General features: G+C 69.0%; 14 protein-coding genes. 4 read left to right on the top strand and 10 right to left on the bottom strand.

Features of this window, described 5'->3' with window-relative positions; genetic code table 11:
- The first annotated feature begins 50 nt into the window (after nucleotides 1-50).
- On the top strand, nucleotides 51-1304 hold the full coding sequence (locus ACY5J6_RS08800; protein ID WP_462843076.1) for an ABC transporter substrate-binding protein: 1254 nt from the start codon (nucleotides 51-53) through the stop codon (nucleotides 1302-1304).
- Between the two features lie 61 nt (nucleotides 1305-1365).
- Complete coding sequence (locus ACY5J6_RS08795; protein ID WP_462844599.1) at nucleotides 1366-3228, top strand: aldehyde ferredoxin oxidoreductase family protein; 1863 nt, start codon at nucleotides 1366-1368, stop codon at nucleotides 3226-3228.
- On the opposite strand, the gene ACY5J6_RS08790 is transcribed toward ACY5J6_RS08795, so the two are convergent.
- Genes ACY5J6_RS08790 through glpX form a run of 3 tightly spaced genes read right to left on the bottom strand, consistent with a single transcriptional unit; the run spans nucleotide 3199 to nucleotide 6609 of the window.
- Nucleotides 3199-3873: a DUF58 domain-containing protein gene (locus tag ACY5J6_RS08790; RefSeq protein ID WP_462844598.1), complete on the bottom strand. Its 675-nt coding sequence runs from the start codon at nucleotides 3871-3873 to the stop codon at nucleotides 3199-3201. The two genes, ACY5J6_RS08795 and ACY5J6_RS08790, sit on opposite strands and share 30 nt — an antisense overlap.
- Nucleotides 3870-5630: an adenosylcobalamin-dependent ribonucleoside-diphosphate reductase gene (locus ACY5J6_RS08785; RefSeq protein WP_462844597.1), complete on the bottom strand. Its 1761-nt coding sequence runs from the start codon at nucleotides 5628-5630 to the stop codon at nucleotides 3870-3872. Before ACY5J6_RS08785 ends, ACY5J6_RS08790 begins: the two co-directional genes overlap by 4 nt.
- Before the next feature lie 10 nt (nucleotides 5631-5640).
- Entirely contained in the window at nucleotides 5641-6609 is a 969-nt protein-coding gene (gene glpX, locus ACY5J6_RS08780) for a class II fructose-bisphosphatase (protein ID WP_054638251.1), read from the bottom strand.
- A 37-nt stretch (nucleotides 6610-6646) separates the two neighbouring features.
- On the opposite strand from glpX, the gene ACY5J6_RS08775 reads away from it, so the two are divergent.
- The gene (locus tag ACY5J6_RS08775) at nucleotides 6647-6808 is read left to right on the top strand and encodes a hypothetical protein (RefSeq protein ID WP_462844596.1); all 162 of its coding nucleotides are present in this window, start codon (nucleotides 6647-6649) and stop codon (nucleotides 6806-6808) included.
- Here ACY5J6_RS08775 and hisIE read toward each other — a convergent pair.
- From hisIE to ACY5J6_RS08760, 3 genes are read right to left on the bottom strand one after another with little or no spacing between them, the layout of a single operon-like run.
- The gene (hisIE, locus tag ACY5J6_RS08770) at nucleotides 6773-7429 is read right to left on the bottom strand and encodes a bifunctional phosphoribosyl-AMP cyclohydrolase/phosphoribosyl-ATP diphosphatase HisIE (RefSeq protein WP_462844595.1); all 657 of its coding nucleotides are present in this window, start codon (nucleotides 7427-7429) and stop codon (nucleotides 6773-6775) included. The two genes, ACY5J6_RS08775 and hisIE, sit on opposite strands and share 36 nt — an antisense overlap.
- 4 nt (nucleotides 7430-7433) lie before the next feature.
- Nucleotides 7434-8192, bottom strand: a complete 759-nt coding sequence (gene hisF / locus ACY5J6_RS08765; RefSeq protein ID WP_462844594.1) for an imidazole glycerol phosphate synthase subunit HisF — start codon at nucleotides 8190-8192, stop codon at nucleotides 7434-7436.
- Nucleotides 8189-8509 carry a Uma2 family endonuclease gene (locus ACY5J6_RS08760; RefSeq protein ID WP_462844593.1) on the bottom strand — a complete coding sequence of 107 codons (321 nt, stop codon included), beginning with the start codon at nucleotides 8507-8509 and terminating at the stop codon, nucleotides 8189-8191. Before ACY5J6_RS08760 ends, hisF begins: the two co-directional genes overlap by 4 nt.
- Before the next feature lie 46 nt (nucleotides 8510-8555).
- Here ACY5J6_RS08760 and trmFO point away from each other — a divergent pair, with 46 nt between their 5' ends.
- On the top strand, nucleotides 8556-9890 hold the full coding sequence (gene trmFO, locus ACY5J6_RS08755) for a methylenetetrahydrofolate--tRNA-(uracil(54)-C(5))-methyltransferase (FADH(2)-oxidizing) TrmFO (RefSeq protein ID WP_462844592.1): 1335 nt from the start codon (nucleotides 8556-8558) through the stop codon (nucleotides 9888-9890).
- 60 nt (nucleotides 9891-9950) lie between these two features.
- On the opposite strand, the gene ACY5J6_RS08750 is transcribed toward trmFO, so the two are convergent.
- Genes ACY5J6_RS08750 through ACY5J6_RS08735 form a run of 4 tightly spaced genes read right to left on the bottom strand, consistent with a single transcriptional unit; the run spans nucleotide 9951 to nucleotide 13666 of the window.
- Nucleotides 9951-11408: a Mur ligase family protein gene (locus ACY5J6_RS08750; RefSeq protein ID WP_462844591.1), complete on the bottom strand. Its 1458-nt coding sequence runs from the start codon at nucleotides 11406-11408 to the stop codon at nucleotides 9951-9953.
- A complete protein-coding gene (locus ACY5J6_RS08745) occupies nucleotides 11405-12013 on the bottom strand; it encodes a deoxynucleoside kinase (RefSeq protein ID WP_462844590.1) in 609 nt (202 codons plus the stop codon). The genes ACY5J6_RS08750 and ACY5J6_RS08745 overlap by 4 nt, the downstream gene beginning before the upstream one ends.
- A 15-nt stretch (nucleotides 12014-12028) precedes the next feature.
- Nucleotides 12029-12616 (bottom strand): deoxynucleoside kinase, encoded by a 588-nt coding sequence (locus ACY5J6_RS08740; protein ID WP_054638250.1) that lies wholly within the window; start codon nucleotides 12614-12616, stop codon nucleotides 12029-12031.
- Between the two features lie 3 nt (nucleotides 12617-12619).
- The gene (locus ACY5J6_RS08735; protein ID WP_462844589.1) at nucleotides 12620-13666 is read right to left on the bottom strand and encodes a S1C family serine protease; all 1047 of its coding nucleotides are present in this window, start codon (nucleotides 13664-13666) and stop codon (nucleotides 12620-12622) included.
- Between the last annotated feature and the right edge of the window lie 3 nt (nucleotides 13667-13669).

The following is a 13669-nucleotide window of genomic DNA, read 5'->3' as shown; positions in this document are numbered from 1 at the left end:
AACGTTCCCTGACAGGAGGCCGGGTATACTCTCTCCGGAGGTGTGAGGGTATGAAGAAGGCGCTTGTGCTGGTGGCGGCGCTGGGCGTGGCCTTCGCCCAGCAGGCCAAGCCGGAGGACGTGATCAAGGAGCAGTGCGCCAAGGCCAAGGTGGTGGCCGAGCTCTGGCACGGCTTCACCGGCGGGGCCCCTAAGGCGGCCTTGGAGAACCTGGTGGTGGAGTTCAACAAGGGCCAGCAGGGGCGGTGCGTCCGCCCCGTGCCCCAGGGGGGGTACCGGGACCTTTCCACCAAGATCAAGGCGGCCTTCGCCGCCGGGAAGGTGCCCACCATGGCCCAGGCCTTTGAGAACAACATCGCCCTCTACCTCGAGGCCAAGGCCCTCCTGCCCATAGAGTCCCTGGGGGTCCGGCTCCAAGGGGTGAACCTCGCCTTCTTGAACGCCGTCCGCTTCGGGGGCGTGGTCTACGGGGTGCCCTTCAACAAGAGCATCCAGGTCCTCTACTACAACAAGGACCTCCTGAAGAAGCACGGGGTTCCGGTGCCCGCGACCCTCGAGGAGTTCGTGGCTGCCGCGAAGAAGCTCTCCCGCGCCGAGGGCGGCCCCGTCTACTGGTTCCAGCCCGACGCCTCCACTTTCGCCTATTTCTTCTTCAACCTGGGCGGGAGCTACCTCAAGGACGGGAAGCTCGTGCTGAACTCCAAGGAGGCGGTGGAGGCCCTCACCCTCCTGCAAAACGGGGTCAAGGAGGGGTGGGCCAAGCCCATCACCTCCGGCTACATCAACCAGAACCTGGGCTCGGGGCCCTACGCCTTCAGCGTGGACACCTCCGCCGGCTACACCTACTACCTCCGAGCGGCCAAGTTTGACCTGGGGGTGGCCACCCTCCCGGGCCGGACCAAGGGCCAGCCGGGCTACGGCCTCGTCCAGGGCACCAACCTTGTGGTCTTCCGCCAAGCCCCCAAGGAGGAGCAGGCGGTGGCCAAGGACTTCCTGGAGTTCGTCCTCTCCCCCAGGGCCCAGGCGGTCTTCGCCACGGCCACGGGCTACGTGCCCGTCACCGAGGGGGCCCTAAAAGACCCCGTCTACCAGGCCTACGCCGCCGAGAACCCCGACTACGCCACCATCGTGCGCCAGAGCCGCTACGCCAAGTTTGAGCCCGCCTTGGCGGAGTGGGAGCAGATCCGCTTTGACATCCTGGGCCAGGCCATCAAGGAGGCCATCCTCAACAAGGCCGACCCCAAGGCGGCCTTGGATAGGGCCCAGAAGCTGGCGGAGGACCTCCTCTCCAGCAAGACCCGCTAAAGGCCCCTTCGCCCTACCGGTTCGGGCCCCCGCCCGCTTCGGGCGGGGTTAAACTTTGGGTATGCCCAAGGGCTATCACGACCGCGTGGCCTTCGTAGACCTCTCCACGGGAAAGGTCTGGTACGAGAGCTTTGGCGAGGCCTTCTGGCGGCGGTACCTGGGGGGGCGGGCTTTGGCCGCCTACCTCCTCCTCAAGCACGTGCCCAAGGGGGCCGACCCCCTGGGCCCCGAGAACGCCCTCGTCTTCGCCCCCGGGATCCTCACCGGAACCCCCATCTCCGGCTCGGGGCGGAACACCGTGGCCGCCAAAAGCCCCCTCACCGGGGGGTACGGGGATGCGGAGGGCGGCGGCTTCTTCGGGGCGGAGCTCAAGAACGCGGGCCTGGACGCCCTCGTGGTTTTGGGCCAGGCGGAAGCCCCCGTCTACCTCCACGTGGAAGGGGGGGAGGTGGCCATCCACCCCGCGGTCCACCTCTGGGGCAAGGACCCCCTGGAGGTGGAGGCCCTCATCAAGGAGGCCCACGGGGGGAACACCCGCGTGGCCCAGATCGGCCTCGCCGGGGAGAACCGGGTCCTCACCGCCAACGTCATCCACGACCTGGCCCACTTCGCCGGAAGGGGGGGCTTGGGGGCGGTCATGGGGGCCAAAAGGCTCAAGGCGGTCTCCGCCCGGGCCCACAAGGAGACGCTTCCCGTCTACCACGACCCCGGCCTCCTCAAGGAGCTCGCCCGGCGCATGGCCAAGGAGCGCATGGACCGGGCGGCGGGCCTCGTCACCATGGGCACCGTGGGCACGGTGAAGCCCTTCAACCTGAGGGGGGTCCTCCCCAGCCACAACTTTCTGGATGGCTTTTTGGAGGGGGCCGAGGCCCTGGACGGGACCAGCCTGGACGCCCTCGGCATCCGCATCGGCCGGGACACCTGCTACGCCTGCGCCATCCGCTGCAAGCAGGTGGTGAAGATTGAGGGCACGGGCAAGTACGACGTCCGCCCCGAGTACGGGGGGCCGGAGTACGAGGGGCTTGGGGCCTTGGGCTCCACCTGCGGGGTCACCGACCCCTACGCCGTGACCAAGGCCAACACCCTCTGCAACCAGTACGGCCTGGACGTCATCGGGGTGGGGGTGACCATCGCCTGCGCCATGGAGGCGGTGGAGAAGGGCTATTTGGACGACGAGGGCCTGGGCCTGAGGTTCGGCAACGGGGATGCCCTCATCGCCGCCATAGAGAAGCTGGCGAGGAGGGAGGGGAGGCTTGGGGAGCTTCTCGCAAGGGGGGCGAAGCGCCTCGCCGAGAGCCTGGGCCACCCGGAGCTCGCCATGCACGTGAAGGGGCAGGAGGTGCCCATGCACGACCCCCGGTACAAGCGGGCCCTGGGGGTGGGCTACGCCGTGAGCCCCACGGGGGCGGACCACAACCACAACCTCCACGACACCGCCTTCGCCAAGGAAGGGAGGGCCCTGAGGGAGCTCCGCTTCTACGGGGAGGACTTCCAGCCCTTGCCCATAGAGGACCTTTCCGAGGCCAAGATCCGGATGCTCTGGACCAAGACCCGGGAGCGGGGGTTCGTGAACAGCCTGGTGATGTGCGACTTCGTCCCCTGGACCCCGGAGGAGTGGCGGGAGGCCCTCTACGCCGCCACGGGCTGGCGGCTTTCCCCGGAGGAGATGCTCGAGGTGGGGGAGAGGACGCTCCAGCTCACCCGGCTTTTCAACCTACGGGAGGGGATCTCCCCGGAGGAGGACCGGCTTCCCGAGCGCTTCTTCCAGCCTTTCCGCAAGGGAAACCCCGAGGCCCGCCTGGACCCCGAGGCTTTCCGGGAGGGGGTCAGGGCCTACCGGAGGCTTGCGGGCTGGGAAGGGGGCGTGGACCCGGAAAGGCTTCGGGCCTTGGGCCTAGAGGAGTTCCAGAACGCCCTGGCGTAGGAGGGCGGGGAGGGAGGGCTCGCCCACCCGGAGGAGGGCGTAGCGCCCCCGGAGGAGGGCGAGGAGGCGGAGGGCCTTGAGGTGGGCGGCCAGGGCTTCCTTGTAGGCCTTCACCTCCTCCCGCCCCACGGGGAGGGTTTCCCCGGTCTCCACGTCCTTCAGGAGAACCTCCTCCAGGGGTGGGTCCAGCTCCCAGGGGGAGAGGATCTGCACCAAGACCACCCGCCGGGGGAGGAGTTTGGGCCAGGGGAGGGGGTCAAGCCCGTCGGTGAGGAGGACCAGCACCCCCCTTCCCGGGCGGAGTTCCTCGGGGCTTCCCTCCTCGAGGCGGGCTAAGGGGTCCTCCTGGCGGGCGATTCTAAGGAGAAAGGCCGCCACCTCCCGGGCGTAGGGGAGCTTCCCGTGAAGGCGCATGCTTGGGCTTTGGTCCAGGTAGATCCGGAAGCGGCCTCTTTCGGGGGAGGTCTCGAGGCGGGTGAAAAGCCTCCCCGTCTTGGCGTAGGCCCGCCAGTGGACCCGGCGCACCTCGTCCCCGGGGGCGTAAGAGCGGAGTTCAAAAAACTCCCCCCCAAGCCCCTTCCTCCGGGCGAGGCGCTCCCCAGGGTAAGGGAGGTAGGGCCGGGTGGCGATGCGGTAGCGGGTCATGCCGTTTGGCAGAAGGTGCAGACCCCCACCGGGGGAAGGGGCTCCACCACCTCCTCCCGGCTTCCCTCCCGGAAGACGGTGATCCCCTTACACCCCTCCTTCCAGGCCAGGAGGAAGAGCCTCTCCACCACCTCCTTGGGGGTTTCCCGGGGCAGGTTCACCGTGGAGGAGATGCTCTGGTCCACGTGGCGCTGCAGGGCGGCCTGGAGGCGCACCCTCTGGAAGGGGTCCACGGTGTGGGCGGTGGGCCAGTGGGGGAGGCCTCCTCCTGTGGCCTCCCGGTAGCGCTTGAGAAGGGGGTGCTCCGCCAGGAAGACCTGCCCCCCGGCGTGGCGTAGGTAGGTGAGGGCGAAGATGGGCTCTATGCCCCCTGTAACCCCCGCCAGAATGGAGATAGAGCCCGTGGGGGCGATGGAGAGAAGGGCGGCGTTCCTTAGACCCTTTTCCACCTCCCGGACCAGGTCCTCGGGGAGGGCCTGGATAAAGGGGCTTTGAAGGTGGGCCTTGGGGTCAAAGGCGGGGAAGGGGCCCCGGAGGCGGGCCAGGCGGGCGCTTTCCCGGTAAGCCACCTCCTTGATGCGGCGCACCACCTCTTCGGCGAAGCGGTTGGCCTCCTCCGAGCCGTAGGCGAGGCCCAGCATGGCCAGCATGTCGGCGAGGCCCATCACCCCAAGCCCGATGCGGCGGCTCCTTAGGGAGGCCTCCCGTTGCGCCCTCAAGGGGTGGCGGTTTCTGCCCAGGTCCACGATGGCGTCCAGGAAGCGCACCGCCAGGAGGGTGGCCTCTTCCAGGGCGGAGAAGTCCAGCCGGGCCCTGGGGCTGAAGGGCTCCCGGACAAAGGCGGCGAGGTTTAGGCTGCCCAGGTTGCAAGCCCCGTAGGGCTCCATGGGTACCTCCCCGCAGACGTTCACCCCTTGGACCTCCATCCCCCCGTACTGGGCGGTGGCCCAGGTGCGAATCCGGTCCCAGAAGAGGAGGCCGGGCTCGGCGCTTTGCCAGGCGGCCTCCACCAAGATCTCCCAGGCCTCCCTGGCCCGGAGGGTGGCTGTGAGGTGCTCCCTCGGGCTGGTAAAGGAAAGCCGCCATGGCTCGTCGGCCAGGGCTGCCTCCAAGAAGGCGTCCGTGGCCCTTAAGGAGATGTTGGCGTGGCGAACTTTGGCGCGCTCGGGGTCGGTTTTGGCCCGGAGGAAGTCCAAAAGCTCCGGGTGGGTGTCGGAGAAGGTGAGCATAAGCGCCCCCCGTCTTCCCCCACTCGCCCCCATGACCCCCGCCATGGTGGAGAAGAGCTCCATGAAGCTCACCGCCCCCGAGCTCTCCATCCCGGCGTTTCCCACCTTGGCCCCCTTAGGGCGGAGGACGTCGGCGTTGGTGCCCACCCCGCCCCCGTAGGCGAAGGTGCGCATGGCCTCCCCCAGAAAGCGGGCGATGCCCCGCACGGAGTCTTCCCGGATGGGAAGGAAGTAGCAGTTGAAAAGGGTGCTCCTCCGCCAGTTGCCGAGGCCAAAGAGGATCCTCCCCCCGGGGACGAAGCGGAAGTCCGAGAGGAGCCATAGGAGTTCCCTCTCCGCCCCTTTTTCCACCCGGGCCACCGCCCGAAGGAGCCTTCCCCACATCTCGGGGGGGGTGGCCTCGAGGGGTCTCCCTTCCCGGTCCCGCAGGGCGTAGCGGCGGAGGAAGACGCTGGCCCTCAGGTCGTCCCCCCCGAAGAACTCCAGGGCCAGCCTTTCCGCCTCGGCTTCGCTGTAAACCCGGGGCACGTCCTCCAGTTTATACCCGGATGGTCACCCGTGCACCCGTTTCAAAAAGATGGATAGAGTCTATAAAGCGCACCACCCGGGTGGCGTACCCCATGACGATGGAGTGGGTCCTGGCCCCGCCCCCGAAGAAGCGCACCCCTTGGAGGATGTCCCCATCGGTGATGCCGGTGGCGGCGAAGACGATCTCCTTCCCAGGGGCCAGGTCCTCGGTCTTGTAGATGCGGCGTTCGTCCCCGCCCATGGCCCGAAGGCGGGTCCGCTCCTCCTCGTTCTGCGGCGTGAAGCGGGCTTGGATCTCCCCCCCCAGGCACTTCAAGGCGGCGGCGGCCAAAACCCCTTCCGGAGCCCCCCCGATGCCCATCACCGCGTGGACCCCCGTGCCCCGGATGGCCGCGGCCAGGGCGGCGATCACGTCCCCGTCGGAGATGAGCTTGACCCGGGCCCCTGCTTCCCGGATCTCCCGGATGAGCCTTTCGTGCCGGGGGCGGTCCAGGACCACCACCACCAGGTCCTCCACCGAGCGCTGGAGGGCGAGGGCCAAGGCCTTGAGGTTGGCGGAGACGGGCCAGGTGAGGTCCACGAGCCCTGCGGCGGGCGGGGGGACGATGAGCTTTTCCATGTACATGTCGGGGGCGTGGAAGAGCCCGCCCTTTTCGCTTAGGGCGATCACGGTCACGGCGTTGGGCAGGCCCTTGGCGGCGGTGGTGGTGCCCTCCACGGGGTCCACGGCGATGTCCACCTCCAGCCCCCCCTGGCCCAGGACCTCCCCGATGTAGAGCATGGGGGCCTCGTCCATCTCCCCCTCGCCGATGACCACGGTGCCCCTTATGGGAAGCTCGTTCAGCACCCGGCGCATGGCCTGGGTGCCCGCCTCGTCCACCGCCTCCTTGTCCCCCTTGCCCGCCAGGCGGCTTGCCGCCAGGGCGGCCTGCTCCGTGACCCGCACCACCTCGAGGACCAACCGGCGCTCCATTTCCATGGCTTCCATCATAAGGGGCGTGGGGTATCCTGAGGCCATGGGCGGCTTCGTGGAGGACGGCCCCAGGCGCTACCAAGAGGCGGTGAGGACCAAGGCCCCGGGGGGAAGGGGCCTTTTCTCCTGGCTCCTGGGGTGGTTCCACCGCTTCCTGGAGGGGATGCGGCTAGGCGGGAGGCTCTGGCTCGCCCGCCGGGGCTAGGCTTTCCCCGGGCCTATGCCTTTCCCAGAGGGTCTTCGCCAGGTCCTCCGGGGTAAGGCCCACCTCCGCCAGGGTGAGGAGGAGGTGGAAGAGGAGGTCCGCCGCCTCGTGGCGGAGCTCCTGGGGGCTACGGTTCTTGGCGGCGAGGATCACCTCCCCCGCCTCCTCCCCGATCTTCTTCAGGATCCGGTCCAGGCCCGCCCGGTGCATCCGGGCCACGTAGCTTCCCTCGGGGAGGGTCCTTAGGCGCTCCTTGATGGTGGCGTAAACCTGGCCCACCACGAAGCCGAGGTCTTTTTCCCCCTCGAGGAGGGGCCGGTGGAAGCAGGTCCTCTCCCCGGTATGGCAGGCGGGGCCTTGGGGGATCACCCGGTAGACCACGGCGTCCCCGTCGCAGTCCAGGAGGACCTCCACCACCTCCTGGTGGTTCCCGGAGCTTTCCCCCTTGCGCCAGAGGGCCTGGCGGCTTCGGCTATAGAAGGTGCTCCTCCGGGTCCTTAGGGTTTCCTCCAGGGCTTCCCGGTTGGCATAGGCCAGGGTGAGGACCTCCCCCGTGCGGGCGTCCTGCACCACCACGGGGACGAGGCCCCTTTCGTCAAAGCGCACCGCCGAAAGGTCCATGCCCCTAGTCTAGCCGCACGTGAACGCCCTTTGCCGAGAGGAACCGCTTGAGCAGGGGGATGGGGATCTCACCGAAGTGGAAGACGCTCGCCGCCAAGGCGGCCTCGGCCCCAGCCTGGAAGGCCTCGAGGAAGTGCTCCATCCGCCCGGCCCCGCCGCTGGCGATCACCGGCACGCTCACGGCCTCGGCCACCCTCCGGGTGAGCTCTAGGTCGTACCCCTCCTTGGTCCCGTCCCGGTCCATGCTGGTGAGGAGGATCTCCCCGGCCCCAAGCTCCACCCCCCTAACCGCCCACTCCACGGCGTGGAGGCCCGTGGGGATCCGTCCCCCCGCCACATACACCTCGGGGAAGTCCCCCCGCCACCTGGCGTCTATGGCCAGGACCACCGCCTGGGCCCCGAAGTGGTCAGCAAGCTCCCGGATGAGCTCCGGCCTCCTCACTGCGGCGGAGTTCACGCTCACCTTGTCCGCCCCCGCGAGGAGGAGCCTGCGGGCGTCCTCCACCGAGCGTACCCCTCCACCCACGGTGAGGGGGATGAAGACCCTTTCCGCCACCTGCGCCACCACCTCCAGGAGGATGGCCCGTTCCTCGTGGGTGGCGGAGATGTCCAGGAAGACGAGCTCGTCGGCCCCCGCCTCGTCGTAGGCCTGGGCCGCCTCCACGGGGTCCCCGGCGTCTTTAAGGTTCACGAAGTTCACCCCCTTGACCACGCGGCCCGCGTGGACGTCCAGGCAGGGGACGATGCGCTTGGCGAGGCTCATAGGGGAGGCTGGAAGAGGAGCTCGGCCTGGGGCAGGAGGAGGGGGGCGGTCGCTTCGCCCTTGGCCACAAGGAAGCCCTGGCGGAAGCGTCCTCCCTCGGGGTCCCGCAAGGGGCTTTGCACCCGGAGCTGGGCGCGCCCCGCCACCTTGGGGGCAAGCGCATGGAGGAGCCAGTCCAGTAGCCCCGCGTGCGCGCTGGAAGGGGGAGCCATCTCGTAGACCTCGCCGTCTAGGAGCTCCAGGCGGAGTTCAGGGTGGAACGCCCCCAAGGCCTCCACCTCCTCCACCCGGAACCGGTGCCGCACCACGGGGGCCATTATAGCCCACTTTTCTCTAGGCCTTCCCGGTGCTACCATCTAAAGGATGGAACGGGTGAACGTGGTGGGGGCGGGCCTCGCGGGGAGCGAGGCCGCCTGGGCCCTTTTGCGCCTGGGCGTTCCCGTGCGCCTTTTTGAGATGCGCCCCAAGCGCATGACCCCGGCCCACGGCACGGACCGCTTCGCGGAGATCGTCTGCTCCAACTCCTTGGGCGGGGAAGGGGAGGCCCAGGCCAAGGGGCTTCTCCAGGCGGAGATGCGCCTTGCCGGGAGCCTCGTCATGGAGGCGGCCGACCGGGCGAGGGTGCCCGCCGGGGGGGCCTTGGCCGTGGACCGGGAGGAGTTCAGCGGGTACGTCACGGAAAGGCTTTCCCGCCACCCCCTCCTCGAGGTGGTGCGGGAGGAGGTGCGGGAGATTCCCGAGGGGATCACGGTGCTCGCCACGGGGCCTTTGACCTCCGAGGCCCTGGCCGAGGCCCTGAAGCGCCGCTTCGGCGACCACTTCCTCGCCTACTACGACGCCGCAAGCCCCATCGTCCTTTACGAGAGCGTTGACCTCACGAAGTGCTTCCGGGCGGGCCGCTACGGTCAGAGCGCCGATTACCTCAACTGCCCCATGACCGAGGAGGAGTACCGGCGCTTCCACCAGGCCCTCCTCGAGGCCCAGCGCCACACCCCCCACGAGTGGGAGAAGCTGGAGTTCTTTGAGGCCTGCGTTCCCGTGGAGGAGCTCGCCCGGAGGGGCTACCAGACCCTGCTCTTTGGCCCCATGAAGCCCGTGGGGCTCGTGGACCCCCGCACGGGGAAGGAGCCCTTCGCCGTGGTCCAGCTCCGCCAGGAGGACAAGGCGGGGCGGATGTGGAGCCTGGTGGGCTTCCAGACGGGGCTCAAGTGGCCCGAGCAGAAGCGCCTCATCCAGATGATCCCTGGCCTGGAAAACGCCGAGATCGTCCGCTACGGGGTGATGCACCGGAACACCTACCTCAACGCCCCGAGGCTCCTTCGCGAGACCCTGGAGTTCAAGGAGGCGGAGGGGCTCTACGCCGCCGGGGTGTTGGCCGGGGTGGAAGGGTATCTGGAGAGCGCCGCCACGGGCTTCCTCGCCGGGCTCAACGCCGCGCGAAAGGTCTTGGGGCTTCCCCCCGTGGCGCCCCCGGAGGAGAGCATGCTGGGGGGGCTTGTGCGCTACCTGGCCACGGCGAACCCGGAGGGGTTCCAGCCCATGTACGCCAACTGGGGCCTGGTGCCCCCGGTGGAGGGGAGGATGGGCAAGAAGGAGAAGCGGCAGGCCATGTACCGTAGGGGCCTCGAGGCCTTCTCGGAGTGGCTTTTCTCCCTCATGCCCCTTGGGCGTGAATCCCTCGCGCAAACCGAGGCTTGAAGCCCTGCGGGCCTTTTTGACCGGGGCCCCCATGCTGGCGCAAGCCAGCATGGGGTGGTATCAGCCCTCCCCTTCCGGGGGTAAGGCTTCCGGAAAGCGTATTCTAAGGGCAGAAAGGGCCACGGCCCTTTCGTCCCAGGGGAGGGCTTGCTGGCCTCGTTCCAGGGTGGTCTCGTGCCCCTTGCCGGCGAGGAGCACCGTGTCCCCCTCCTCTGCCTCGAGGACGGCCCGAAGGATGGCCTCCTCCCGGTCCGGGACGAGCTCAAAGACCCCGCCTTCCCTCCTCGCCGCCTCGGCGAGGGCCTCCAGGATGGCCTCCAGGGGCTCGGTGCGGTGGTCCTCCTCGGTGAAGAAGGTCTTGTCGGCGAGGCGGGCGGCCACCCTGCCGATGTCCTCCCGCCGCCCGGGGTCCCTTTCCCCCGCCGCCCCCACCACCAGAAGGAGCCTTCCCTGGGCGGTGCGCCTCAGGGTCTTGAGGGCGGCCTCGAGGCTCTTCCCGGTGTGGGCGAAGTCTATGACCACGCGGAAGGGCCTCTCCCAGACCACCTCCATCCGTCCCGGCACGCCGGGGAAGCTGGCGAGGCGGGAGAGCACCCTCTCCAGGGGAAGCCCAAAGGCCAGGGCGGCGGCGCTAGCCGCCAGGGCGTTTTCCAGGTTGTAGGCCCCAAGCACGGGCAGGAAGGCCTCGCCCCGGCCCCAGGGGGTGTGGAGGGTGAAGGCCAGGCCCCTCTCCGTTTCCCGCAGGCCCTCCGCCCACACCTCCCCCCCGGGGCCGAAGAGGAGGTGGGGCCTCTGGCGCAGGTGGTCCAGGTGGGGAAGCCCGGTGCTCAAGACGGCCAGCTCCGAGCGCTCCACCAAGAGGGCCTTGGCCTGGAAGTAGGCCTCCGGGGTGCCGTGGAGGTCCAGGTGGTCGTCGGGGTAGAAGCTCACGAAGACCCCTATCCGGAAGGCGAGGCCCTCCACCCTTTTTAGGGCCAGGGCGTGGCTGGAAACCTCCAGCACCGCTTGACCGAGACCCCGGTCCGCCGCTTCCCGCAAGAAGGCGTAGACCCGGTGGGCCTCGGGGGTGGTGAAGTGGCCGAAAGGGGGGCGCCGCTTTTCCCCGAAGGCCAGGCCCGCGGTGGAGAGGAGGGCGGCCTTCTCCAAAAGGTGGTGGAGGAGAAAGCCGGTGGTGGTCTTGCCCTTGGAGCCCGTGACCCCGAAGAGGGCGAGCTTCCGGTCGGGTTCCCCGTAAAAGCGCCGGGCGAGCTCCGCCAGGGCTTGGCGGCTATCCGCCACCTTGAGGTAGGGCACGGGGAGGGCTAGGTCCCTTTCCCCCACCACGGCGATGGCCCCCCGCCTCAGGGCCTCCCCGATGAAGTCGTGCCCGTCCAAGGGCTTCCGGTGGGGCAGGGGCACCCCGGGGGCGGCCACGAAGACGAAGCCCTCCTCCACCTCCCGGGAGTCCAGGGTGAGGCCCCGCACGCCTAGGGGCGGGGCGGAAAGGCCATAAGGGGCGAAGAGCTCTTCCAGGGTCATGGCAGGAGGAGGGGTTTCAGGGCGGCGAGGAGGGCCTGGCGGTCCTCTTCCCGTTCCACGAAGTCCACCTGGTCGGCCTCCACCACGTAGACCGGCGAGAGGTCCCAGCCCGCCACCAGTTCCTCGTAGAGCCGGTTCAGCCCCAGGAGGTAGCGGTCGGGGAGGGCCCGCTCAAAGGGGCGGCCCCGCTTGGCGATGCGCCTCCTTAGGGTGGGTAGGCCCGCCCTGAGGTAGATGAGGAGGTCGGGCTTGCGCAGGGCGGGGGCCACGCCGTGGAAAAGCTCCAGGTAGGTCCGCCAGTCCCGCTCGGAGAGGTAGCCCTCCCGGTAGAGGTGCTGAGCGAAGACGAAGGCGTCCTCGTGGAGGGTGCGGTCCTGAACCACCCGGCTTTGGCCGTTCACCTCCAGGAGGTGCTGGCGCACCCTTCTGGCCAGGAAGAAGACCTGGGAAGGGAAGGCGTAGGCCCTCATGTCCCGGTAAAAGTCCTCCAGGTAGGGGTTTTCGCTCACCGCCTCGTAGACGGGCCTAAAACCGAAAGCCTCGGCCAGGAGGGCGGTTAGGGTGCTTTTTCCGCTACCGATGTTGCCGGCGATGGCCACGTACATGCGGGACCCCTCAGGTCAAAGGTGGGCCCGCACCAGGGCCACCACCTCTTCCCGGTGGGGGCCGGTGGGGCTGAAGTCCAGCCGATCGGCCTCGAGGACCAAAAGGGGGTGGGAATAGCGGGCGAAGTGGCGCTCGTAGGCCTGGGAGAGGGCCTCGAGGTAGGCGGGGTCCATGCCCTTTTCAAAAGGCCTTCCCCGCCTGGCGATGCGCTCCAGAAGCACAGGCACCGGGGCCCTCAGGTAGAGGGTGAGGTCGGGCGGGGGGAGCCTGGGGGAGAGCTCACGGTAAAGCTCCAGGTAGAGGTCCCACTCGGGGCCCTCGAGGGTGAGGCTGGCAAAAATGGCGTCTTTGTCAAAGAGGTAATCGGCCACCACCCCCCCGAAAAGGGGCCTTTCCGAGAGGCGGGAGAGCTGGCGGAAGCGGGAGAGGAGGAAGAAGACCTGGGTTTTGAAGGCGTAACGCCTCCGGTCCTGGTAGAAGAGGGGAAGAAAGGGGTTCTCCTCCACCACCTCCAAGAGGGGCTCGGCCCCCAGGGCTTCCGCAAGGAGGCGGGCCAGGGTGGTCTTGCCCACGCCGATGGGTCCTTCAATGGCGATGTACATGGGTTACCTCCTGGGCCGGGCCATGAGGGTGAGGGTGACCTCCAGCCTCCGCCCCTCCCGCCAGAGGGTGAGGCGCACCCGGTCCCCGGGGCGGTAGCGGGCGATGCGGCGCACCACCTCCACCTTGTCCTTGACGGGGGTGCCGTTCACCGCCAGGATCACGTCCCCCAGGGCCACAAGCCTCCCTTGGGCATCCCGGCTCGCCCCCCTGAGCCCGGCCCGGGCGGCGGGGCTTCCCGGCTCCACCCGGTCCACCATGGCCCCTTGGGCGGTGGTGAGGCCCACGGCCCGAAGGAGGACCGGGGGTAGCTCTTCCAGGCTGATCAGGCTTGCCCCGAGCCAGCCCCGCTGGGGGATGCCGAAGCGCTCCAGGTCCTGGACGCTTTGGGCGGCGAGCTCGGCGGGGATGGCCGCCCCGATCCCCCCCACCCCCGAGGGCCCGCCCACCACGTCGGCCATCACCCCCACCACCTCCCCCTGGAGGCTTAGGAGGGGGCTACCCGAGTTGCCCACGGTGAGAGGGGCGTCGGTGAAGAGGTACTCCCCCACCTCGGCCCCGATGGAGGGGTCGGGGGTGGGGACCTCCAGAGGGCCTATCCCCGAGAGGATGCCGTAGGAGGCCAGGGGGCCCTGGCCGTAGGGGAAGCCCACCACCACCACCCCCATCCCCAGGGGAAGGCTTGCGGTGGCGGCCTTGCTGAAGGCCAGCACCCCCGGGGCTTGCACCCCCTTCACCGTGAGGAGGGCCAGGTCAATCCCCGGGTCCACGGCGAAGCGCTCGGCGGGGAAGGTGCGCCCGTCGTAGAGGCGCACGGTAAGGTCGGTGAGGTCCTGCACCACGTGGTAGTTGGTCACCACGCGGATGGGGCTCACGAAGAAGCCGGTGCCCACCACGTCCCCTTCCCCGGCGCTAAGGGGGGTACCCTGGATCCGCACCACGGCGGGGAGGGCTTTCTTGATGACCTGGCTCCGGGCCACCTCCTCGGGGGAGACCAGGCGCTGGCCCAGGGCCAAGGCCAGAAGGAGGAGGGCAAGGAGGGGAACGGGCATGGC

The organism is Thermus sp. H19.2 (assembly GCF_054979525.1).
This window is presented reverse-complemented; position numbering and strand designations above follow the sequence as displayed.